General features: G+C 47.3%; 1 pseudogene. It reads right to left on the bottom strand.

From position 1 onward, the window contains the following. Positions 1-88: 88 nt before the first annotated feature. Positions 89-245: pseudogene (locus R0J88_RS22650) on the bottom strand (Mur ligase domain-containing protein); the annotation flags it as partial.

Genomic DNA, 245 nt, shown 5'->3' with positions numbered 1-245 from the left:
AACGTAAGCTCTTGTCTCACCCATATTAACCACACGGATTACATCGGTTCATCGCATTACCAATTACTACTCTATCGGGTTTTGGCTATAATTGAGATACGTCGTCCCCTTGAGTGAGCTCAATACCAAGTCCTTCAAGCTGGGTGCTCATAGCTGGGTAAACGTTTTGGTCCGACCCTCTTAATCTACGGCCACGCGACTTAGCAATCGTTGCAATACCACCCATAAACGTACCGCACATGCCC

It is taken from the genome of Pseudoalteromonas sp. SIMBA_162 (genome assembly GCF_046535955.1).
In the GTDB taxonomy this organism is placed as follows: Bacteria; Pseudomonadota; Gammaproteobacteria; order Enterobacterales; family Alteromonadaceae; genus Pseudoalteromonas; species Pseudoalteromonas marina.
Note: the sequence above shows the minus strand (reverse complement) of the source record. Positions and strands in the feature narration are given on the sequence as shown.